The following is a 21,665-nucleotide window of genomic DNA, read 5'->3' on the forward strand; positions in this document are numbered from 1 at the left end:
ATCGATCATTACCACCATTATGATTGACATGAGCTATCAGCCTATCCGGAATGTCGCCCCATGAACCTGCGTGACCTGCACTACCTCGTCGCCCTGGCGGAGCACCGACATTTCGGTCGCGCCGCCGAAGCGAGCTTCGTGAGCCAGCCCACGCTGTCCACCCAGATCAAGAAGCTGGAGGAGGAACTGGGCGTGGCGCTGGTGGAGCGCACGCCTCGCAAGGTGCTGCTTACTGAAACCGGTCGCGAAATCGCTCGCCGCGCGCGAGGCGTGATCTCCGAGATCGAAGAGATCAAAGCCATCGCGCAGCGCACGCGCGATCCGGAATCCGGCACGTTGCGGCTGGGTATCTTCCCCACGCTCGGCCCCTATTTGTTGCCGCATCTGGTGCCGATGGTGCGCAAGCGTTTTCCACGCCTTGAACTGCTGCTGGTAGAAGAAAAAACCGAGCAGGTGATCCGCATGCTGCGCGAAGGTTCGCTGGACGTAGGCATCCTCGCCCTGCCTCTGCACGAGGACAGCCTGCACGCAGAATTTCTGTTTGAAGAACCCTTCGTGCTGGCAGTGCCTGAAGCGCATCCACTCGCGCACAAGAACAAGCGCCTCAAGCTGGACGACCTGCAAAACGAAAGCCTGCTGTTGCTGGAAGACGGCCACTGCATGCGCGACCAGGCGCTGGAAGTGTGTCAGCTGGCCGGCGCTGGCGAACGCTCGGGCTTCCGCGCCACCAGCCTGGAAACGCTGCGCCAGATGGTGGCGGCGAACGTGGGCATCACCTTGCTGCCGACGCTGGCGATCAAGCCACCGGTGACACGCACCGACAACGTGCACCTGCTGGAATTTGCGGGCCATCCACCCAGCCGTCGCATTGCGCTGGTATGGCGAAAGAGCTCATCGATGGGCACGTTCCTCAAGCATTTCACCGATGTCATCCGCAGCTTGCCGCCGGACCTTCTGCACCCGAACCTGGCAGAGACCAAACCAGCAAAGCACACGGGACGCTGAGCACCGATGCAGCGATTCCTTCTGATCGGGCTCTTGCTGATCGCCGGCCTTGGCGCCGTCCATTGGGCGCGCCATCGTCCTCTCGCGCCACCGCCGGGCGTGCTGGCGTCGGATGCTCCCACTCAGGTCGATCTGGATGACGGCACGACGCTGCAACGTGGTGACACCAAGCTGGTCACGCGCGCGCAATTTCAACTCACGGCACGGGTACTTTCACGCGAGGACTATCACCTCGACGCGGGGGCGGCGCTTGCGCCCGTCGATCTCGCCCTTGGCTGGGGCCGCATGTCAGATAGCCAGGTATTGGCCACTATCCAGATCAGCCAGGAAAACCGCTTCTATCACTGGCACGTCGACGACTTCCCGATTCCGCGCCGGGAGATCGAAAGGTCCAGCGCGAACATGCACATGATCCCGGCCGACGATCACGTGCGCCGCGAACTCGAACGCGTGCGTCCGGGCGAGCTCGTGCATCTTGAAGGTTTCCTGGTCGATGCCAGCCGCCCAGACGGCTGGCGTTGGCGCACCTCGATGACACGCGATGACACCGGCAACGGTGCCTGCGAGCTGGTCTACGTTGAAGACATCGGGCCCGCGACGCCGTAGGCCGGCTCAGACCGCCTGCATCACGCCGATAGGACAGCTCACACCTGTTCCACCCAGGCCGCAATAACCGTCTGGGTTCCTGGACAGGTATTGCTGGTGTTCGTCCTCGGCGAAATAGAACGGGCCGGCGAGTGCGATGTCCGTGGTGATCGGGCCGTAGCCAGCGCGGCTCAGCTCCTGCTGGAAGCGCTTGGCGGAAGCTTCCACCGCCGCGAGTTCCTTTACATCGTTCACATAGACGGCAGAGCGGTACTGCGTGCCCATATCGTTGCCCTGGCGCATGCCCTGTGTCGGATCATGGTTTTCCCAGAACACGCGCAACAGCGTATCGACGTTTACCTTCGCAGGGTCGTACACCACACGCACCACTTCCGCATGGCCAGTCTGGCCCGAACAGACTTCGCCATAAGTCGGATTAGGTGTATAGCCGCCCGCGTAACCGACCGCCGTGGTCAGCACACCTGGCACGTTCCAGAACTTGCGCTCGGCACCCCAGAAACAGCCCATGCCCACGACCAGGACGGCAGCTTGAGGAAAGGCTTGAGCCTGCAATGATGTCCCCAGCACGTGATGCGCGGAGGAAGGCACGATCTGCCGATCACGACCCGCCAACGCATCCTCGCGTTGTGGGATCCGCTGCTTGTAGGCACCAATACCCAGCATTGGCATGACCTCCATCACTCTGCGATACGAACTATGTGGCGCCCGTGCACGGGCAAATCAACGAAGCGCCACAGTCTCGCGATCAGTAACGCAGCAGCGACTGCAACGGCGCACCTTCCCGCCAGCGAGCGCGTCCTTGCAACGCCGCCAGCTCGATCACCACGCTGGCACCCACCAGCTGTGCGCCCAGCTTTTCCACCAGGGCACGCGCCGCCGCCAACGTGCCGCCCGTAGCCAGCACGTCGTCGACGATCAATACCCTTTCGCCCGGACGCAGCGCATCGTTACGCGCCTCCAGGCGATCGACTCCATATTCCAGCTCATAGTCCACCGCCACCACCGGGGGCGGCAGCTTGTTGGGCTTGCGCAGTGGCACGAAGCCCGCGTGCAGCTTCTGCGCCAGCGCGGCGCCGAAGATGAAGCCGCGCGATTCGATGCCGCACACGGCCTGCACACCACTGCCCTGCCAGGGTTCGGCCAGTGCGTCCATGCAACGGGCGAAGCCACCGGCATCGGCAAGTAGCGGCGTGATATCGCGGAACACCACGCCGGGCTTCGGGAAATCCGGTACGGCGCGAATCAATGCCTGGATCTGTTGCAGCGAGGTGTCCAAGGAATTACTCCGAAATGGGTGCACGAGCGCGCTGTGCGCCCAACAGGATACCGCCGAGCGCCAGCGCCAGACCTAACCAGTCCTGCGTCGTGGTCGGTCGATGGAACAGCAGAACATCCATGACAAAAGCGAGCGCTGGTTGCAGCAACAACAGCAGGCCCACCAGCGAGGCCGGCAGCAGCGGCATCGAGCGCACCATCAGCAGCCACGCCAGCAACTGACCTACAAAGGCCAGCGAAAGCAGCGATGCCCAGCTACGCGCCGTGACCAGTGCGAACGATTCGCCCTCGCCCCACGCCCAAACGCCGAGCAACGCCGCCGACAACAGGCTCATCAGGCCCAGAAATTGCGACGCCGACAGCTGCGTCTGCCCCTGCAGTGCGCGCCGGAAGCTGAGCAGATACACCGTATAGGCCACGCCACTGATCAAGCCGAACCACACCCCCAGCCGATGTTGCGCATCGAACAACGACCAGTTCGCCCCTACGAGCACCCATAGGCCCACCATGGCCATCAACACGCCGGGAATGAACCAGCGTCCCAGCCATTCGCGATAGAAGAGAAAGCCCACGATCGCCATCAGGAACACCTGGCCATTGGCGAGCAACGTCGCTACGCCCGGACCGATCCACAAAATGCTCCGATGCCACAGGATCAGGTCCGCCGCGAAGCCTGCCGCCGGCAGCACCAGCAAGAGTGCATCGCGGCGTGTCACCGTCCGCCAGTTGCCGCGCAGCAGCGTCCACGACAGCAGCATGATTCCGCCGAACAGCATGCGGTAGAACGCCGATACGGTTGGCGGCACCTGAGCCAGCGTCACGAAGATGCTGGTGGTGGAAAGCATCACGGCACCCGCACCCACCCGCAGGACGGCTCCGCGCAACGTCAATGCCAGATCGGCACGCTGCCGCGCGCCGACGGAAATGTCGTTCATGCAAAAAACTCAGCAGAAAGCGGGTTGCGGTGCGTCCGGATCCTCATCCAGGTCGCTTATGGCCAGCCGCGCCTCGACCAGGTCACGCTCCACTTCGCGCACCACTTGCTCAGCCGCCGCGAGACTCGTCTCCGGAACCAACACGGCCACATAGTCCAGCGCCGGCAACTGCCCAACTGCGCCGGTGAGGTACTCGCCCGAAACAAACGCCGGAATCTCGGCACGCTCCAGCGCGTCCTTCACCAGGTGGGCGTCAATCAGGGTTTCGGCTCGATAGGCAATGCGCATGGGGTCACGCTAACGCTGTGTAGGGTGGCTAGCAAGTTCGTGCCGCAGATGTGTTCCTGGGGTGAAGAAACGCACTACTCCGCGGCCCTCACCAGCAACGTCGTTCCATCGACCCCCACTACCTCGACCATGCTGCCTATCGGCAGATCGGGCCCGCAGACCAGCCACAGGCCATCGCCCACCTTGGCCTTGCCACGGCCATTAACGATGGGTTCGGCAAGCACGTAGCGCTGACCGATCTTCTGCTCGCCGCGGCGATTGAGTCGTGCGTCGCCAGGCTCGTCGCGCATCAGTCGTGGGCGCAGCCAGTACCAATAGGCTGCGCAGGAAAGGAACGCCAGCGCAGCGAATACCAAGGCCTGGCCCAGCAGCGACAGCCCCGGCGCCACCAGCACCACCAAACCGGTCACACCGGCAGCGATGCCGATCCACAGCATGAAATAGCCAGGCAGGATCACTTCTATAGCGATCAGCACCAACGCGAGAATCCACCACCAATAGTGCAGGGCCAACGCTTCCATCATCGTCGCCTCGCTCAACCCACCGGCGGCGGTGAACGCCGGACGGTGCTGCTCTGCTGCTGGCCCAGCGATTCCTTGGCCAGTTCGGCAATGCCGGCGAGCGAACCGAGGATGCCGGTGGCTTCCATCGGCAGCAGCAGCATCTTCTGGTTGGGCGAGTGGGCCATCTCCTTCAACGCTTCCACGTATTTGGTCGCGACGAAGTAGTTGAGCGCGTTGACGTTGCCGTTGGCGATCGCCTCGGACACCATCGCGGTGGCCTTCGCTTCGGCCTCGGCCGAACGCTCACGGGCTTCGGCGGCACGGAAGGCGGCTTCCTTTTCGCCTTCGGCAGCGAGGATCACTGATTGCTTCTCGCCTTCGGCCTTGAGGATGGCCGCCTGACGGAAGCCTTCGGCGTCGAGGATGTTGGCGCGCTTTTCGCGCTCGGCCTTCATCTGGCGGGCCATCGAATCGACCAGGTCGCGCGGCGGCGCGATGTCCTTGATCTCGATGCGATTGACCTTGACGCCCCAGGGATGAGTGGCCTCGTCGACCACCTTCAGCAGCTTGGCGTTGATCGCATCGCGCTGGCTGAGCGATTCGTCCAGATCCATCGAGCCGAGCACGGTGCGGATATTGGTCATCACCAGCGCCAGTGCCGCCTGTTCCAGGTTGGACACTTCATAGGCGGCCTTGGAGGCATCGAGCACCTGGTAGAACACCACACCGTCCACGCGAACCACGGCGTTGTCCTTGGTGATGACGTCCTGAGAAGGGACTTCCAGCACCTGCTCCATCATGTTGATCCGGCGCCCGACGCTGTAGATGAAGGGCACAAGGAAATGCAGGCCAGGGCTGAGCGTGCGCGTGTATTTTCCGAAACGCTCCACCGTCCATTCGTAGCCCTGCGGCACGATGCGCACCAGCTTGGCCAGTACGATCACCACGACAATCACTACTACCAAAGCAAACAGCTGTCCCATTGCCTAATCCCCACATCCATGAAAGATGCAGCGAGTATAGGCGAGCGCAACCGCCCCCGGATAACGGCCTACTTCGGCCCCAGCGGCAGCAGAAGGCTGACCCGCAGGCCGCCCTCTTCGCGATTGGCCAGGGCAATGCGCCCGCCATGGGCTTCCACGATCTCTCGCGCCAGCGCCAGGCCGAGACCGGTACCCGAGCGCTTGGTCGAATAGAACGGCAACAACGCCTGTGCCAGCACCGTTTCGCTCATGCCTGGACCATGATCGGCGACCTCGATGCGCAGGTCGCGGCCAATGACCGTCTGCGACAGTGTGACTTCGTCATCGGCGCTGCCCGACTCATGCGCGTTCTTGATCAGGTTGATCAGTACCTGTTCGATCTGCCCGGCATCGAACCAGCCCGGTTGCTCGGGAATGGATCCGCGCACCTGGAACTTGCAATGCAGCGATAGACCATCGAGGAACGGTTGCCACGCAATTGCCAGCGGTTGCGGCGCAGGCAGCTTGGCGAAGCTCGCGTAGCCGGCAATGAACCCATGCAGATGACGGGCACGCTCGCCAATGGTGGCGAACACGCCAGGCAGCCGAGTGGTGTCGCCGCGGCGCGCGAGTTCCGCACCCGAATGGGCCAGCGAGGAAATCGGTGCCAGCGAGTTGTTGAGTTCATGGCTGATCACGCGAATCACCCGCTTCCACGTCGCCACTTCCTGCCGCGACAACTCGCGCGTCATGCGTCGGAACAACTGCAGGCGATGCGGGCGTCCCTGCAGGCGGAAGCTGCGCTGTGAAAGATGGAAGGTTTCCTCACCACCATCCATCTCCACTGTGAGCAAGGCGTCCTCGCCACCCTCCACCGCACGGCGCAACGCCTCAGGACTCCCGCTGAGCAACTCGATGAAGTCCAGCCCGTGCAGCGTTCGCCCTTCGTTGAACAGGTGCCGCGCGGCGATGTTGGCGTAGGTCACGCGTCCAATGGCGTCGGTGAGCACCAGCGCCACCGGCGTGTTCTGCACCACGGTGTCGAGCAGCAACTCGCGTTGTGCGAGATTCTGGCGCTGTTCGCGCAACGTCTGTCCCAGCGTGTTGTGCATGCGGATCAACTCGCCGAGCTCGTCGCGACGCGTTGCGGCGATGGAGAAACTGAAGTCGCCGTCGCGGTAGCTCGCCACGGCACCTTCCAGTGCACGCAACAGCCGGGTAATGGGCGACATCACGCGATGCCCCAGCCACAGCGCGAGCGGCAACAGCAACGCCAGCGAGACGATCAGTCCGCCATAGAAATCGAAGTGAGCGGGCGCGCCCAGGTCAATGCCCAGGTCATGGCGCATCCATACCAGCAACTGCGGCAGCGGCCACTGGGTGACGCCGGCATAGATCAGCGCGCCCGATAGCCCGGCCAGAACCAGCAACACGACCATGCGCGACTCAAGCGAAATCCGGCCGCGCAGCATCAATGAATTCCCTTTATCGCATGGGGCATCAATGACACGCACCGGCTCCCATCGGTACGCAATTGACGTGAGGGCCATGGCCATTGTTGATGATGACGCGAATCGGCGACTGGTCCGGCGGAGCCTTGTCCTTTTCGGGCTGGTCGCTGAAGTTGAAGTGCTGAGCCTCGCTGGCCGCCGTGCTCAAGGCATCGCGATAAGCGCCGCCGCTGGTCGCGGCAGGTGCTGGCTGCGGCGGGCTCCAGCGATCGCTCGGCTGTGCGGTGGGAGGCGGCGCAACGCTCTGTGCTGCCGCACTGGCGCACAGCAGGGTGGTCACGAGCAGCAGGTGGCGATAGCGCATGACGGATTCCATCGGCACAGCCAACATCATCCTCGTCCTTCGGCACGGCGGCAATCATGACTATTGGTAGGGAGCACTGACACGAGTGCACCCCGTGCGTGAAGAGCCCGCGGAGCGATGAGGCCGCGACGGCGCACACACAGGGGGTACGAGAGCTGTCAGGCCTGGGCGAGGCCGTAGCGCTCCATGCGGCGGTACAGCGCCTGACGGGACAGACCCAATGCCTGAGCGGCCCGACTGACCACGCCACCCGCCTTGTCGAGCGCCGCTTCCACCGTTTCGCGACTGGGTTCATCCAGATTGCGTACGCCCGACGGTGCCACTTGCGGCAGGTTGAGTTGCTCGGGCGTGATGCGGCCATCGCTGGCCAGCAGTGAGGCGCGTTCGATCGCGTTCTTCAGTTCGCGCACGTTACCCGGCCACGGATAACTCAACAGCGATTCGCGCGCGGCGTCACCCAGCTCGGCACGACCACCGAGAAAGTGCTCGGCCAGCGGCAGGATGTCGTCGATTCGCTCGGAAAGCGGCGGCAGGTTCACTTCAATCACGTTGAGGCGATAGTAAAGATCCTCGCGGAACGTGCCGGCGCGGATCATCGTCTTGAGGTCGGCATTGGTGGCGCTGAGCACACGCACCTTCACATGCCGCGCGCGGCCCGAACCGAGGCGCTCGAATTGACCGGTTTCCAGCACGCGCAACAGCTTCACCTGACCCGATAGCGACAGATTGCCGATTTCGTCGAGGAACAGCGTGCCGCCATCGGCCATCTCGAAACGGCCTTCGCGCGCCTTGTTTGCGCCGGTATAGGCGCCGGCCTCCGCGCCGAACAATTCGGCCTCGATCAGTTCGCCGGGCAACGCACCACAGTTGACGGCAATAAACGAACCGCGCTTGGCCGCCGAGTTGGCGTGCACGATCGCGGCAATGCGCTCCTTGCCGGCGCCGTTGGGGCCAGTAATGAGCACGGGCACGTCTGAGCGCGCCACCTGGCAGGCCAGGTCCAGCGTGCGCGCCATCGCCTCCGAGGCAAATACCAGGCCGTCGAGGTCGTAGCGACGCTGCAGGTCCTCGCGGCGCTTGCGGCGCTCGTTGCGCGTACGCGCCACTTCGCGAGTGGACTCGGAAAGCTCCAGCAGGTTTTCCACCGTGGCCAGCAGCTTGGCGTCGTCCCACGGCTTGGCGAGATAATCGGCGGCGCCGGCCTTGACCAGTTCCACCGCCGTTTCCAGATGCGTCCACGCGGTGAGCAGGATCACTGGCAGGTCGGCATGGCGCTGGCGGATGGCACGGAACAGCGCAATGCCCTCCTCGCCCGAGGTGGTATCCGCCGTGAAATTCATGTCCTGAATCACCACGTCGATCCGCTCGCGTTCCAGCTGCGCCAGGCCATCCTCAGGCGTCAGCGCGATGAGCGGGCGGATTTCGTGAAGGGACAGCGCCAAAGAGAGCGCCTCACCCACGGCCGGGTTGTCATCGATGATCAGTACGGTTCGCATTCGTCGCTTGCACATGTAGACGTGGATGCATCTCCACGCCAAAAGGTTGCCATCTTCGGCAGGATTCGTCGCGGGTCGGGTGCGACGCGATGCTTCTCTCCCTCCGAGGAGAGGGGTTGGGTGAGGGCGCCGCCTTGCGACAGCGTCGGATCAGGGCTTGCTCTGGCTGTGGCCCCATCGCAAGCCCGCCCCTCACCTCAATCCTCTCCCCGGAGGGGAGAGGATGCCTCGTTAACCTCAGCCCTTCGCTGGGTGAGCCGGCGCCTTGCCTGCCTTCACCGCAGCAATCCATGCGTCCGTGCGGGCCTCCAGCACATCCAGGGGCAACGCGCCGCCGCCGAGGATTTCGTCGTGGAAGGCGCGGATGTCGAACTTGTCGCCCAGCTCCTTCTTCGCGCGCTCACGAAGCTCCAGGATCTTCAGCTGGCCCATCTTGTACGCCAGCGCCTGACCCGGCCACGTGATGTAGCGGTCGGTTTCGGCCTGAACGTCCGGCTCGTCCTCGCTGGAATGGGCGTGGAAGAAGTCCACCATCTGCTGGCGCGTCCAGTGCTTGTAGTGAACACCCGTGTCGAGCACGAGGCGGTCCGCGCGAAGCAGCTCGTCGGCGAGGCGGCCGTAGTCGGACAGCGGGTCCTTGTAGAAGCCGATATCCTTGCCCAGGCGCTCGGCATACAGCGCCCAGCCTTCGATATAGGCGTTGTAGCCGGCCTGCTGGCGGAACGGCGGCAAGCCCGGCAGCGTCTGCGCGATGGCGATCTGCATGTGATGACCGGGAACGCCTTCGTGATAGGCAGTGGACTCGATGCTCAGCACGCTGCGGTTGGCGAAGTCACTGGTGTTGACAAACACCTTGCCCGGCCGCGAACCATCCGGCGTGCCTTGCTGGTATTCAGCGGCGGCCGCTTCCTTTTCGCGGAACGCTTCCACCGCCACTACTTCCACCTTGGTCTTGGGCAGCAGGCCAAACAGCTTGGGCAGCTCCGGCTGCATGCCGGCAATGTAGGTGCGGTAACGGTTGAGAATGTCGTCGCGCGAGGTGGCGTGCGTCTTCGGGTTGGTCTTCAGCGATTCACGGAAGCTGGCCAGATCCTTGAAGCCCTGCGACTTGGCGATCGCGGTCATCTCGCCCTCGATGCGCTTCACTTCGGACAAGCCGATCTCGTGGATGCGCTCCGGGCTCTCCTTGGTGGTGGTCATCTGCTCCGCCTGGAAGCGGTAGATCGCTTCGCCGTTGGGCAGCTGCCATACGCCAGGCTCGGTACGGCCGTGCGGCGCATAATCCTTCGCCACGAACTGGCCAAGCTTTTGATACGCCGGGCGCACCTGCTGGTCGATCGCGGCAAGGATCTGGTCGTGCAAGCGCTTCTGGTCGGCCGCGGAAACCGTCTTGGGGAAGTGTTTGAGCGGCTCGGCGAACGCGCTATCCATGCCTGCCGGCTTGGAGATGCTGTCGATCTGCGTGACGACTTTTTCCAGCAGGTACTTGGGCGGCATCATGCCGTCCTTCATGCCCTGCTGCGCCAACGCCGTCACTTGGTCGAGCAGCTTCGGCACCGCCTTCAGTCGCGCCAGATAATCGTCGTATTCCTTGGTGTTTTCGAACGGGACGGAGCTGACGAAGCCAGCCAGTCGCAAATGCACGCCACTCATCTGCTCCAGCGGCATCTCATCGATCTTCAGATCGTGCTGCTTGATGGCGTCACGCAACTGGCGAACCATCAACTGCTGGTTGAGCTTGTCCTCATCGGAAAAGCCGGCGGTGTCGATGGCTTCGAAGCGCTTGAGGAATTCCTTGTTCTTGGCGTATTCGGACTCTGCCTTGGCCAGCGAGGCGTCACTCCAGCGGTCGTTGTAGCGCAGATCGCCGAGAATCGTGGCGAACTCGGGCGCGGTTTCCAGCGTGTGCTGCCATTGCTCGGCGAGCAGGTCGTTGAGCGACTTTACACGCGTGGAGACGTCCGCCTGTGCGGATTGCGGCGTGGCCGCATGCACAGCGGCCATACTCACAGTCGACATCAACAAACCCGCCAATACCATACGCGGACCGATCTTCATGGGTACTTCCCTCGGGTTGAGATGTGCCTATTCTGCACGGTGCGCGGCTTTGCGCCCGTGCCGAACCGCATGTCCCGGCATTCAGCTAGACCGATCGTGTCGCCACCACTGGGGGCACCGCTGCCGCGCGCATGGCCGGGCCGAGCACCGCCAACTGGCCGATCGTCCATAGCAGCAATGCGCCAACCGGGAAGTAGACGGCCGGCAACCGAGGCAGCTCGTAATGCACCATCAGCATCAGGTTGATGCCATAGGCCAGCACCATGCCGAGGACGATGCCGATGGTGGCGAGCAGGAAGTTCTCGGTCTGGAAGTAATGCAAGATGTTGCGACGCGTAGCTCCCAGCGCGCGGCGCACGCCAATCTGCCGACGCCGCTGCGCCACCCAGAAGCTGCCCAGGCCCACAATGCCCAGCGCAGTCACCACCAGCAAGGCGATGCACACACCCACCAGCAGGCTGGCCATGGCACGGTCGTTCTGGAAGAACTCGTAGCGCATATCGTCAAAGACATGCTTCTTGAGCACGACGCGATGCGGGTTGATTTCCTTGAGCTTCGCCAAAGCAGCCGCCAGCACGCGTTCGCGATCCTGCGGCGATGCCGTGCGTATCACGAACTCACCATTGGAGATGCGCATGGGCAGAATCATGCTGTAGCTCGCGGCCGAGTCGTCCCAGATGGACGGCCGAACCAGCTCCTTGACCACGCCCACGATAGTCAGCGGAAAGTCGGAAAGATAAACCTGCTTGCCAAGCGCCTGCTGACCCGGCCACAGGCGGTCGGCCATCTTCTGCGTGATCAGGATGACATGGGGAATCGACTTGGCGTCCTTGGTCTCGGCGGCTTTCACTACATCGTCGAAGTCCATGTACTCGTCCGACTTCAGATCGCGACCGGCAATCAGCTGCGCCCCCATCGCCTGAACGATGTTCTCGCCGGAATACATGGTGGCGTTGAGCGTGGAAAGCCGCTGCTTGGGATCAAGCTTGATGCCGCCATTGGACGACGACCGGCCGAACGGCACCTGATTGACCGAAGCCACATCCGAGACGCCGGGAATCTGTCGCAGCGCGGCCAGGTCTTCCAGCGCACGCGCCTTTTGGTCATTGGTGGCACCGATGTTCGCCAGCGCGATGTGCACCAGCCGGTGCTCGTCCACGCCGCTCTGCATGCTCATGCGGTCGAGGCGCTGACTGATGATGAACACCGCGTTGCACACGATGGCGCAGGTCAGCGCGATCTCGATGATCACCAGGAAAGCGGTGATCTTGTGGCGGCGCAGGGTGGAAAGAATGGGAAGGATATCCATGGCGTCGTCCTTACTGGCTTTTCAGTTGGAGCGCGGGAGTGATCTGGCAGGCACGCCAGGCGGGTAGCAAACCCGCCAGCAAAGTCGAACCCACCGCCAGGAGGAAAGTGATCAGCAGCATCGACGTATCCAGATGCGCCAATGCGGCATAGTCAGATGGCTGGTGTCGCACCAGCCACAGTCCGACGAATGCCAGCAACAGGCCACCCAAGCCTCCCGCCAGACCGATCACACCAGACTCGACTAGCAGCTGCGCAAACACCTCGCGCTTGGAAGCGCCCAGCGCGCGGCGCACACCCAGCTCACCCGAGCGGCGCAGGAATTTGGCCAACATCAGGCCCACCGTATTGACCAGGCATACCAGCAGGAACCCGAACGCCAGCCAGGTCTGCAGCTTCACGTCGCCCGGCACCACCTTGTTGATGTCCAACCACTCCATCAGCCCCGGCAGGCGCACGTTGACCGGACGCTCGAAGCGACCCAACGCCTTCTGATCTTGCGCGTAGTGGGTCAGGTATTCCTTGTACGCGGCCACCTTGGTCGTGCTGTCCAGTTGCACCCAGAACTGCAGCCAGACGCAGGGTTGTGTCTCGGCATGCTCTTCGGAACCGCCACCGGTACCCCAGCAATCGGTGGACCCGTTGTGCTCGAAGTGGATGTCGCGCGATGTGCTCAACGGCACGAAGACATCTTCAGACGCCGAATAGTTGCCCATGTTCAAGTCGTAGAAATGGGGATTCGGGCGCCAGCTGCCGAGCACACCCACGATGCGAAAGGCCGTGTCCTTCATGCGCAGCGTCTGGCCGGTGCTGTCTTTGCCGCCAAATAGCTTGTCGTTGAGCGTGCGCGAGATCACCACGACGCGCGACTTGCTGTTGTCGTCCGCTTCGTTCCAGCCGCGCCCATACAGGAACGGCACCTGGAACATCGCGAAGAAGTCGCTGGTTGTATAGCGCGCGTCGCTGTAGAACGGATCCAGGCTCGACTGCGCGGGCTGCACCGCCACCGCGCCGCCCGTCATGAGTGCTTGCCGATCTGCTCGCTTGGCGCGCAACAGATTCATGCCGTCGATCCAGCTCACCTGTTCCGGCGGCGGCTTGGCAGGCTCATAGCCGTCCATATCCCGTGGATCCAGCTGCGGATAGAACAGCGTACCGCTCGTTCCCGGCAGAGGGTCACCTGACAGCACATGCAACACGGTCAGTGTGGTCATGCTGGCGCCGATACCCAGCGCGATGGCCAGCACCATCAGCGCGGTGAGTGTCCTGTTGCGCCTCAGGCTGCGCAGCGCCAGATCAAGGTAATAGCTGAACATGGTTTTCCCCTCCGTCCCTTGCCAACCGCGCGGTCACACCGACCGCGTAGCTTCTACCGGCGGCACGCGCGAAGCGCGCATCGCCGGTGCCAGTACTGCACCCTGCCCAAGCAACAACAGGATCACTACGCCAGCCAGCAGATACGCCAACGACAGCCGATGCATCTCGAAACGCGTGACCAACCACAGGTTGATCGCCACCGCGAGCAGCGCGCCGAACAACACGCCGCCGCAACTGATCAGCAGGTTCTCGGTCATGAAGTAATGCAGGATGTCCTGCCGCGTGGCACCCAGCGCACGACGCACGCCGATCTGCTTGCGACGCTGGCCCACCCAGAAACTGGTGAGGCCCACGATGCCCGCCGCGGTAATGGCCAACAGCACTACGCAGATCACACCCATCAGGAGCGCCATGCCGCGATCGCGTTCGTAGGCACGCGAACGCACTTCGCTGAAACTCAGCACACCATTCTCATCATTGATGACGCGACGCGGGTTGTGCTCGAACAATGCCTTGGGTGCCGCACGCATGGTGGCTTCCAGCTGTCCCGGCCGCGCGCGCACGATGTAGAACGCACCCAACGACACGGCCAGGCGCTCAGGCACGATCACCGACCGATAGGCAAATTCCGAAGCCCAACGCTCGACGCTCTGCGCCTGCAGCAGCTCGACCACGCCGACAATGGTGGTCGGCCCGCCAATCAGATAGATGGTCTTGCCGACGGCATCGCCAGCCGGAAACAGTTTGTCTGCCAGTGTTTTCGTCACAATGACGACGTGTGGCGCAAGCGTGAAACGCATGTCCATGCTGCTGATTTCCTCCGCACGGAAATTACGGCCGGCAATCAATTTCAGGCCCAGCGTGTCGATGAAATGCTCGTCGGCGAAATAGAACGTCGCACCCGAGGTGTCCTGCAGCTGGTCGGGCTTGAGCTTGACGCTGTCGTCCCAACCAGCACCGCGCAACGGATAGGAATTGCTCGGTGTTACGTCCTGCACACCGGGCAGCTCGCGCAGCACCTGCAGGTCCTCTCGCATCCTGGCGTCGACCTGTTCGGGGTTGGTCTTGCCCACCCATTCGTTCTGGATCGTGAAGATGTTGGGCTCGTCGATGCCACTTGGCTCGGACAGGTGCGACACGCGCTGCTGGATGATGAATAGCGCATTGCAGACAATCGCGAGCGTCAGCGCGATCTGCATCGCGATCAGGAAGGTGCCCGCCTTGTGTCGGCGCAGCGCGGAAAGAATCGGCTTGATCTGCACGGTTCGCTCCTCGCCTCAGTTGGATTTCAGCTGCCAGGCTGGCTGCACTTGCGCCGCCCGCCAGGTGGGATAAAACGCCGCCAGCACCGTGGCGGCGATCGCCACCAGCAGGGTCAGCAGCACCAGCGAAACATCCAGATGCGCCAATCGCGCGATCTGCGGCTCGAACACCAGACCAATGCCGAGCATGCCCAATCCTGTAAGGACCAAACCCAGCACGCCACCGGCCAGACCCACCATGCTGGCCTCGGCAAGGAACTGGCGATAGATATCGCCGCGCGAGGCACCCAGTGCGCGGCGCACGCCGATCTCCGGCGCGCGGCGCATGAACTTGGCCAACAGCAGCCCGATCGTGTTGACCAGACAGATCACCAGGAAGCCGAGCGCCAGCGACAGCGAGATGCGGCTTTCAGGCGGCACCGCGTGCAGGTAGTCCATCCATTGATGCACATCGCGCAAACGGTTGTTCGGCGCCCAGTTGAAGCGTCCGGCTCGGCGTTGTTCTTGTGCGTATCCGTCTAGGAACTGCCGATAAGCCTGCACCTGGTCGGCAGTAGTCAGTTCCACCCATGGGTTGATCCATACGCACTCGCCGCGCAGCCAGCTGTCCCAGTTGTCGCCGCGCTTGCCATCGCTACCGCAATTGTTGGTGCCATAGGTATCGATCCGCTGATCGATCGCGAGCGTGAACGGGATATAGATTTGCGACGGATCGGCGTAGGCATTGCCGCTGAACAGGTCGAAGAAACGCGGCTTGGGGTCCCAGTTTTCGGTCACGCCGACGATGCGGTAATGCCGGTCATCGAGCGTAATTTCCCGCCCGACGCTGTTCTTGCCGCCGAACAGTTTCTGATTGAGAGCGCGACTGATCACTACCACCGAATCGCGTGACTCATCCTGCTCCGAGCTCCATCCCGAGCCGTACTGGAACGGCACGTCGAACATCGGGAAGAAATCGCCATAAGCTGCATAGCCGATGGCCTTGAAGGGCATCCGGTGCGAGTCATCGGGAATCACCGACAGGCCCACCGGAAACAGCAGCGTCTGCCGGGCAGCCTTGTGCGCACGCATCAACGCCATCGCATCCGTGTAGTTGAGCGCGGAAGGCGGCTCGCCATGACGGTTGTATTGCGGACCACGGTTGTCGATCTGCGGCGTGAACAGTTGCGAGGACTTTTGTGGAATCGGATCGCCCGACACCGCCCGGAACACCGCATACGTCACCATCGACGCCGCCACGCCAAAACCGATCGACATGACCATCAGCGCCGTCAGCAGCGGATTGCGCCGCAGGCTGGCTGCACCAAGTCGAAGGTTGTGGACAAACATGCCGCTCATGAACACCTCATTCCGCTCAAGGACTTCACTCGTGCCAAGACTTCCATGCGCCACCTCATCGACCGCGCCTTACACCGACCGCGTTGCCTCAACCGGCGGCACGCGCGAAGCACGCATCGCCGGCGCCAGCACGGCGCCCTGCCCCAGCAAAAGCAGCGCAACGACACCCGCCAGCACATAGACCAGCGAAAGCCTCGCCATCTCGAACTGCGTCACCAGCCACAGGTTCATGCCCACGGCCAGCAGAGCACCGATGACCACACCGGCAATGCCAATGAGCAGGTTCTCGGTGAGGAAGTAGCTGAGAATGTCGCGCTGCGTGGCGCCCAGCGCACGTCGCACGCCAATCTGCTTGCGGCGCTGGCCTACCCAGAAGCTGGTGAGGCCGACGATGCCCGCTGCGGTGATCGCCAGCAGCACCAGGCACACCACACCCATCAGAATCGCCATACCGCGGTCGCCCTTGTACGCACGCTCACGCACAGCGGCGAAGGTGCGCACGCCAGTCTCGGTGGGAATCACGCGCATGCGGTTGAGCTTCACCAGCAGCGCTGGCGCGGATTTCATCACGGCGTCCAGCTGCCCCGGCTTGCTGCGGATCAGGTAGTTGGTAAAGCTGCCAGTGAGCTGGAACGGCTCGAGCACGGCATTCTCGTAGAAGGTGTCGGCCCACGTGCCGTTCCACGGCACCATCAGTCGCTCGATGATGCCGACGACCGTGCTCGGCTTCTTGGTGTCGCCAAGGTAGATCTGCTTGCCGAGCGCCGAGCTGTCCGGATACATCTTTTCGGCCAGCGCCTTGGTGATGATGACGGCCGGCGGATCACCGACGGCCTGCGGATCGGACTCGCTGACCTCGTCAGAACGGAAATTACGCCCCGCGATCAACTTCGCTCCCAACGTGGCCAGCGCATGTTCGTCAACGAAGTAGAGCGTGGTGTGTCCCTTGGGCTTCTTGTCCTCGGCATTCAGGCGTACACCGGTCGACCAGCCGCCGCCACGCAGCGGATAGGAGTTGGTCGACACCGCGTCCTCCACGCCAGGCAGCTGACGCAATGCCTGCACGTCGGCGCGTGTCAGCGGACCGGTCTTGCTGTCCTCGATGCCGACCCAGCGGGTCTGGATCGCCATCAGATTGCTTTCGATCAGGCCAGAGGGGCGCGAGATGCGATCGATGCGCTGCTGGATGATGAACAGCGCGTTGCATACGATCGCCAACGTCAGCGCGATCTGCATGGCGATGAGGATGGTGCCGGCCTTGTGTCGCTTGAGCGCGGCGAGAATGGGCTTGATATGCAGCATGGTCGTCGCCTCAGTTGGATTTCAGCTGCCAGGCAGGCTGAACCTGCGCGGCCCGCCATGTGGGATAGAACGCTGCCAGCACGGTGGCCAGCACGGCGACGAGCAGGGTCAGCGCCATCAGCGACAGATCCAGCCGAGCCAGCTTGGCGATGTCCGGTTCGAACACCAGCGACACGCCCAGCACGCCCACGCCAGTCAGCAGCAGGCCAAGCGCACCACCTGCCAGACCAATCGCGCCCGCTTCGATCAGGAACTGCGCGTAGATTTCCTTGCGCGATGCACCGAGTGCGCGGCGCACGCCGATCTCCGGGGCGCGCTTCAGGAACTTGGCCAGCAACAAGCCGATGGTGTTGACCAGGCAGATCAGCAGGAAGCCGAGCGACACCAGCAGCGATACCTTGGCTTCCTGCGGCACCACCTTCTGGTAATCCAGCCACTCGGTGACGTTGCGCAGGCGCGTATTGGGTGCCCAATGGAAGCGACCGGCGCGCTGCTGCTCGGCCGAGTATCCCTTGAGGTATTGCCTGTACGCGTCGGCATCGGCCGTGCTGGGCAACTCGACCCAGAAGCCGGTCCACACGCATTCGGAATGCAGCCAGGCGTCCCAGCCTTTACCCGCATCCTTGTTGCAGTTGTTGTTGCCGTTGGTGGCGATCTTCAGTTCCACCGCGCGGGTAAACGGCAGGAACACTTCGGTCGGATCGTCAAAGCCGTTGGTGTTCACCGGGTCGAAGAACAGCGGCTCGGGATGCCAGGTATCCATCACGCCGGTGATGCGATAGCTGCGGCCGTTGAGGTTGATCTCGCGGCCGACGCTGTTGGCGCCGTGGAACAGCTTGTCGTTGAGCGTGCGGCCAATGACCGCGACAGCAGCGTGTGCGTCGTCGTCACTTGCCGCCCAGCCGCCGCCGTAGAGGAACGGGATGTCGAACATCGGGAACGCATCCGCATACACGGCGTAGCTGTTCTCGCGGAACGGCAGCATGCCAGCGTCTTCCGGAATGATGGAGATGGCCGCCGGATACAGCGCGGTCTGACGCTTGGCGCGCTTCTCGCGCATCAGGCCGGTGGCGTCGGTATAGCTCATCGCACCCGGCGGCTCGCCCTTGTTCTCGGCAGCATCTTCCGGGCCCCAGTTGTCGATCTGCGGCACGTAGAGCTGCGAGGACTTTTGCGGAATGGGATTGTTCGACGTGGCGCGGAACACCGAATAGGTGGTCATCGATGCGGCCACGCCGAAACCGATCGCCATCACCATCAGCGCGGTCAGCAACGGATTTTTGAGCAAACTGCGCAGGCCAAGCTGGAGGTAATAGGCAAACATGGTCATCCGCTCTGGGGCGATGGCGACCTCCCGCTGCACGGGAGGTTCCTGGTGCTTTGGATCAGGCTGGCGAGTTGGCGCGCGCCGCGTGCACTGCCTGGTGGAAACGCGGATCTTCCGCCAGATCCACCACCTGACCGTCGATGATGTGCACGTTGCGCTGCGCACGCGCGGCGAGCTCCGGATCGTGCGTCACCATCACGATGGTGGCGCCTTCGCGATGGATTTCTTCCAGCAGCTCCATCACGCCACGCGCCATCTGCGTATCCAGGTTGCCGGTGGGTTCGTCCGCCAGCAGCAGGCGCGGCGAGCCGGCCAGTGCGCGGGCAATGGCCACACGCTGCTGCTGACCGCCGGAGAGTTCGGCCGGATAGTGCTTGGCACGCGAAGCCAGGCCCACGCGCTCGAGCGAATCCATGATGCGCTGCTTGCGTTCGGCCGCCTTCATGCCGCGATAGCGCAGCGGCACTTCGACGTTGTCGAACACGTTGAGGTCGGGAATGAGGTTGAACGCCTGGAAGATGAAACCGATCTTCTCGTTGCGGATGCGCGAACGCTCGTTGTCGTTGAGGTTGCTCACCTCGACGCCATCAAGGTGGTACTGGCCGCCGGTGAAGGTTTCCAGCAAACCGGCAATGGTGAGGAAGGTGGTCTTGCCCGAACCGGATGGACCGGTCACGGCAACGAACTCGCCTTCGTTCACGTTGATGTTGAAATCGCGCAGCGCGTAGGTCTCCACCACTTCAGTGCGGTAGACCTTGGACAGATGAGTCATCTTGAGCATGGTTTTGTCCTTCAGTGGAGGTGGTTAGTTGCTGATGGCGACGCGCTGGGCGCCCTTGAAGCTGTCGGTACCGGAGATCACGATGTTGTCGCCTTCCTTCAGGCCATCGAGGATCTCCACCTTGTCGATGCTGCTGGCGCCGACGCGGATGGGGTGCTTCTCGGCGACGCCATCGCGCACGATGTAGGCATAGCTGCCGCCGGATTCGTCGACGAACGAGCCACGCTGCACCGTGAGCACGTTGTCGCGCTTGTCGAGCAGGATGCGCACGGACAGGCGCTGGTTCTGGCGCAGCTGCTTGGGCGTGGCGCCGTCAAAGCGCAGGCGCGCGGCCACTTCGCCATTCACCACTTCAGGCGAAATGGCGCTGACCAGACCCTTCCAGATGCTGCCGTTGCCGCTGATCTCGCCGCCCATGCCAATGCCAAGGTCACGCGCGAAGCTCTCCGGCACCTTCATTTCCACTTCCAGCGCCGAGAGATCGATGACGCTGAGCAGCTGGGCGTCCTTGGCCACGGTGGCACGCTCGGCGATGAACAGCTGACCGACCTGGCCGTCCACCGGCGACTTCACGTTGAGATCATCCACCTGGCGCTGCAGATCTTTCACCAACAGCAGCTGGCGATCATGCGCAAGCTTCTTGGACTTGATGTCGAAGTCGAGGCTGTCGTTGTCGGTGCCCAGGTCGGCCTTGGCATGAGTCATCGTGATCTTGGCCTTTTCCAGCTCGTCCTTGGCCTTGTCCACATTCATGCTCGGCACGGCGCCCTGGGTAAACGCCTTCTGGTAGCGAGCGAGGTCGCGCTGTGCGCCTTCCTGCTCGATCTGCGCGTTGTCGTAGGCCTTCTGCAGTTCGCCGCGCTTTTTGCGGGCATCGATCTGCGCGCGCAGGTAATCCACTTCCATCGCATCGGCGGCGCTCTGCTCCTGCGCCAGCTTGTTGGCAAGTTCAGGGCTGTCGACCACGGCCAACATCTGGCCCTTCTTCACGGCATCGCCTGCGTGCACCTTCAGCGTCACAGCGCCACCGTAGGTCGCGTAGAGCGTGGGGCTGACGGCCGCCACCACCTTGCCCTCGGCAGCGATGTCGCGCACGAACGGACCGCGCTGCACGGTAGCGAAGGCAAGACGCGAGCCGCTCACTGAAGCATCGGCCGAGAACAGCCGACCAATGCGCGGGCCAAACACCGCCAGCAGCGCGAGCACGGCAATGCCACTGCCGATCCACAGCATGCGGCGCTTGCGATTGGGTTTGACCTCGACCAGGCGGTCTTGAGCGGAGGTGTCACGAATCATCGATATGTCCCTGGCCGCGGACAATGCGGCCCCTGGACCTTACTCAGCAAGCGGCGTGCCAACCGCAATTCGATGATTTAATGTCTTGCTTTCATACAGTTACGATGTTGCCAAAGGTTCGGACAGTTGTCCGCGGACACCGGCACGGACAGGCGGACAAGCGTCCGCGGACTACTCAGCCCAGCGCAGGCTCCAGTTCCACCGCCGCCGCACGGGCGACCTCGCGCGCAATGCCGCACCCCAGCGCCGACAGCTGACCCAGCGGCAGAGCTTCGAGCATGTTGAGTGCCCCCAGTCGGCGTACCCGGAAACTCACCAGTTCGGCACTGGCCGCACGGCAGATCACCTCATGCGGAGACAACGGTGTTGACGGCAACACCCTGCTCCGAGTGAGCAACGACTCCCATGCGAGGTAGTCGGTATCGGGCAGCAGATGCAGTCGTGCGCAGAAGCGCCCGCTCGCATCCACGGCGTCGATCCATTCACGCGGTCCATCCGCGCCAATCATGCTGGACACGATCAGCTCATCGACGTGCATCAAGGGCACCAGTTCGCGCCGCGCCACCAGCCAGCCGGGAGGCAGCGGCCATTTGGCATGCGCGGCGTGGTGCGTGGGCAGGTACAGCACGCTGCCCAGCGTGGGCAGGCGCGCCGCCAGTTCGGGGCCGGGCATCGACACCGAACAACGGCTGATGGACCAGGTTGTCGCATCAGCGGGTGGGCGATCTGCGGGTAAGACATGCGCGAGCCAGCCGAACATCATCATTCTCCTTGGTGGGAGGCGACCCGGC

General features: G+C 63.0%; 21 protein-coding genes. 2 read left to right on the forward strand and 19 right to left on the reverse strand.

The features are described from left to right. Nucleotides 1-60: 60 nt before the first annotated feature. Nucleotides 61-1,005: a DNA-binding transcriptional regulator OxyR gene (gene oxyR, locus AC3CBN_RS00555; protein ID WP_488634890.1), complete on the forward strand. Its 945-nt coding sequence runs from the start codon at nt 61-63 to the stop codon at nt 1,003-1,005. Nucleotides 1,006-1,011: 6 nt separating this feature from the next. After that, complete coding sequence (locus tag AC3CBN_RS00560; RefSeq protein ID WP_488634891.1) at nt 1,012-1,611, forward strand: hypothetical protein; 600 nt, start codon at nt 1,012-1,014, stop codon at nt 1,609-1,611. A 6-nt stretch (nt 1,612-1,617) separates the two neighbouring features. Here AC3CBN_RS00560 and msrA read toward each other — a convergent pair whose 3' ends face one another. From msrA to AC3CBN_RS00655, 19 genes are all read right to left on the reverse strand, one after another. Continuing rightward, nucleotides 1,618-2,274: a peptide-methionine (S)-S-oxide reductase MsrA gene (gene msrA, locus AC3CBN_RS00565; protein ID WP_488636783.1), complete on the reverse strand. Its 657-nt coding sequence runs from the start codon at nt 2,272-2,274 to the stop codon at nt 1,618-1,620. Between the two features lie 82 nt (nt 2,275-2,356). Then, nucleotides 2,357-2,875, reverse strand: coding sequence for an adenine phosphoribosyltransferase (locus tag AC3CBN_RS00570; protein ID WP_488636784.1), 519 nt, complete (start codon nt 2,873-2,875; stop codon nt 2,357-2,359). Nucleotides 2,876-2,891: 16 nt separating this feature from the next. Then, on the reverse strand, nt 2,892-3,821 hold the full coding sequence (locus AC3CBN_RS00575; protein WP_488634892.1) for a DMT family transporter: 930 nt from the start codon (nt 3,819-3,821) through the stop codon (nt 2,892-2,894). A gap of 9 nt (nt 3,822-3,830) precedes the next feature. Beyond that, nucleotides 3,831-4,109 (reverse strand): putative signal transducing protein, encoded by a 279-nt coding sequence (locus AC3CBN_RS00580; protein WP_488634893.1) that lies wholly within the window; start codon nt 4,107-4,109, stop codon nt 3,831-3,833. A 74-nt stretch (nt 4,110-4,183) separates the two neighbouring features. Next, nucleotides 4,184-4,630, reverse strand: coding sequence for an NfeD family protein (locus AC3CBN_RS00585; RefSeq protein WP_488634894.1), 447 nt, complete (start codon nt 4,628-4,630; stop codon nt 4,184-4,186). A gap of 14 nt (nt 4,631-4,644) precedes the next feature. Further along, entirely contained in the window at nt 4,645-5,595 is a 951-nt protein-coding gene (locus tag AC3CBN_RS00590; RefSeq protein WP_488634895.1) for an SPFH domain-containing protein, read from the reverse strand. Nucleotides 5,596-5,663: 68 nt separating this feature from the next. After that, nucleotides 5,664-7,046 carry a sensor histidine kinase gene (locus AC3CBN_RS00595; protein ID WP_488634896.1) on the reverse strand — a complete coding sequence of 461 codons (1,383 nt, stop codon included), beginning with the start codon at nt 7,044-7,046 and terminating at the stop codon, nt 5,664-5,666. A gap of 28 nt (nt 7,047-7,074) precedes the next feature. Beyond that, a complete protein-coding gene (locus AC3CBN_RS00600) occupies nt 7,075-7,389 on the reverse strand; it encodes a hypothetical protein (RefSeq protein ID WP_488634897.1) in 315 nt (104 codons plus the stop codon). 158 nt (nt 7,390-7,547) lie between these two features. Beyond that, nucleotides 7,548-8,885, reverse strand: coding sequence for a sigma-54-dependent transcriptional regulator (locus AC3CBN_RS00605; protein WP_488634898.1), 1,338 nt, complete (start codon nt 8,883-8,885; stop codon nt 7,548-7,550). A 237-nt stretch (nt 8,886-9,122) separates the two neighbouring features. Further along, the gene (locus tag AC3CBN_RS00610) at nt 9,123-10,943 is read right to left on the reverse strand and encodes a DUF885 domain-containing protein (RefSeq protein WP_488634899.1); all 1,821 of its coding nucleotides are present in this window, start codon (nt 10,941-10,943) and stop codon (nt 9,123-9,125) included. 85 nt (nt 10,944-11,028) lie between these two features. After that, on the reverse strand, nt 11,029-12,252 hold the full coding sequence (locus AC3CBN_RS00615) for an ABC transporter permease (protein ID WP_488634900.1): 1,224 nt from the start codon (nt 12,250-12,252) through the stop codon (nt 11,029-11,031). A gap of 10 nt (nt 12,253-12,262) precedes the next feature. Next, complete coding sequence (locus tag AC3CBN_RS00620) at nt 12,263-13,567, reverse strand: ABC transporter permease (protein ID WP_488634901.1); 1,305 nt, start codon at nt 13,565-13,567, stop codon at nt 12,263-12,265. A 33-nt stretch (nt 13,568-13,600) separates the two neighbouring features. Beyond that, on the reverse strand, nt 13,601-14,830 hold the full coding sequence (locus AC3CBN_RS00625) for an ABC transporter permease (RefSeq protein WP_488634902.1): 1,230 nt from the start codon (nt 14,828-14,830) through the stop codon (nt 13,601-13,603). A 15-nt stretch (nt 14,831-14,845) separates the two neighbouring features. Beyond that, complete coding sequence (locus AC3CBN_RS00630) at nt 14,846-16,159, reverse strand: ABC transporter permease (RefSeq protein WP_488636785.1); 1,314 nt, start codon at nt 16,157-16,159, stop codon at nt 14,846-14,848. Between the two features lie 78 nt (nt 16,160-16,237). Continuing rightward, entirely contained in the window at nt 16,238-17,470 is a 1,233-nt protein-coding gene (locus AC3CBN_RS00635; protein WP_488634903.1) for an ABC transporter permease, read from the reverse strand. A gap of 10 nt (nt 17,471-17,480) precedes the next feature. Next, nucleotides 17,481-18,794, reverse strand: coding sequence for an ABC transporter permease (locus AC3CBN_RS00640; RefSeq protein WP_488636786.1), 1,314 nt, complete (start codon nt 18,792-18,794; stop codon nt 17,481-17,483). A 61-nt stretch (nt 18,795-18,855) separates the two neighbouring features. Then, nucleotides 18,856-19,578 carry an ABC transporter ATP-binding protein gene (locus AC3CBN_RS00645; RefSeq protein WP_488634904.1) on the reverse strand — a complete coding sequence of 241 codons (723 nt, stop codon included), beginning with the start codon at nt 19,576-19,578 and terminating at the stop codon, nt 18,856-18,858. A 24-nt stretch (nt 19,579-19,602) separates the two neighbouring features. Next, the gene (locus tag AC3CBN_RS00650) at nt 19,603-20,874 is read right to left on the reverse strand and encodes an efflux RND transporter periplasmic adaptor subunit (RefSeq protein ID WP_488634905.1); all 1,272 of its coding nucleotides are present in this window, start codon (nt 20,872-20,874) and stop codon (nt 19,603-19,605) included. Between the two features lie 175 nt (nt 20,875-21,049). Beyond that, nucleotides 21,050-21,634 (reverse strand): hypothetical protein, encoded by a 585-nt coding sequence (locus tag AC3CBN_RS00655; protein ID WP_488634906.1) that lies wholly within the window; start codon nt 21,632-21,634, stop codon nt 21,050-21,052. Nucleotides 21,635-21,665 lie beyond the last annotated feature (31 nt).

The sequence above is a fragment of the Dyella sp. OK584 genome, assembly GCF_057787755.1.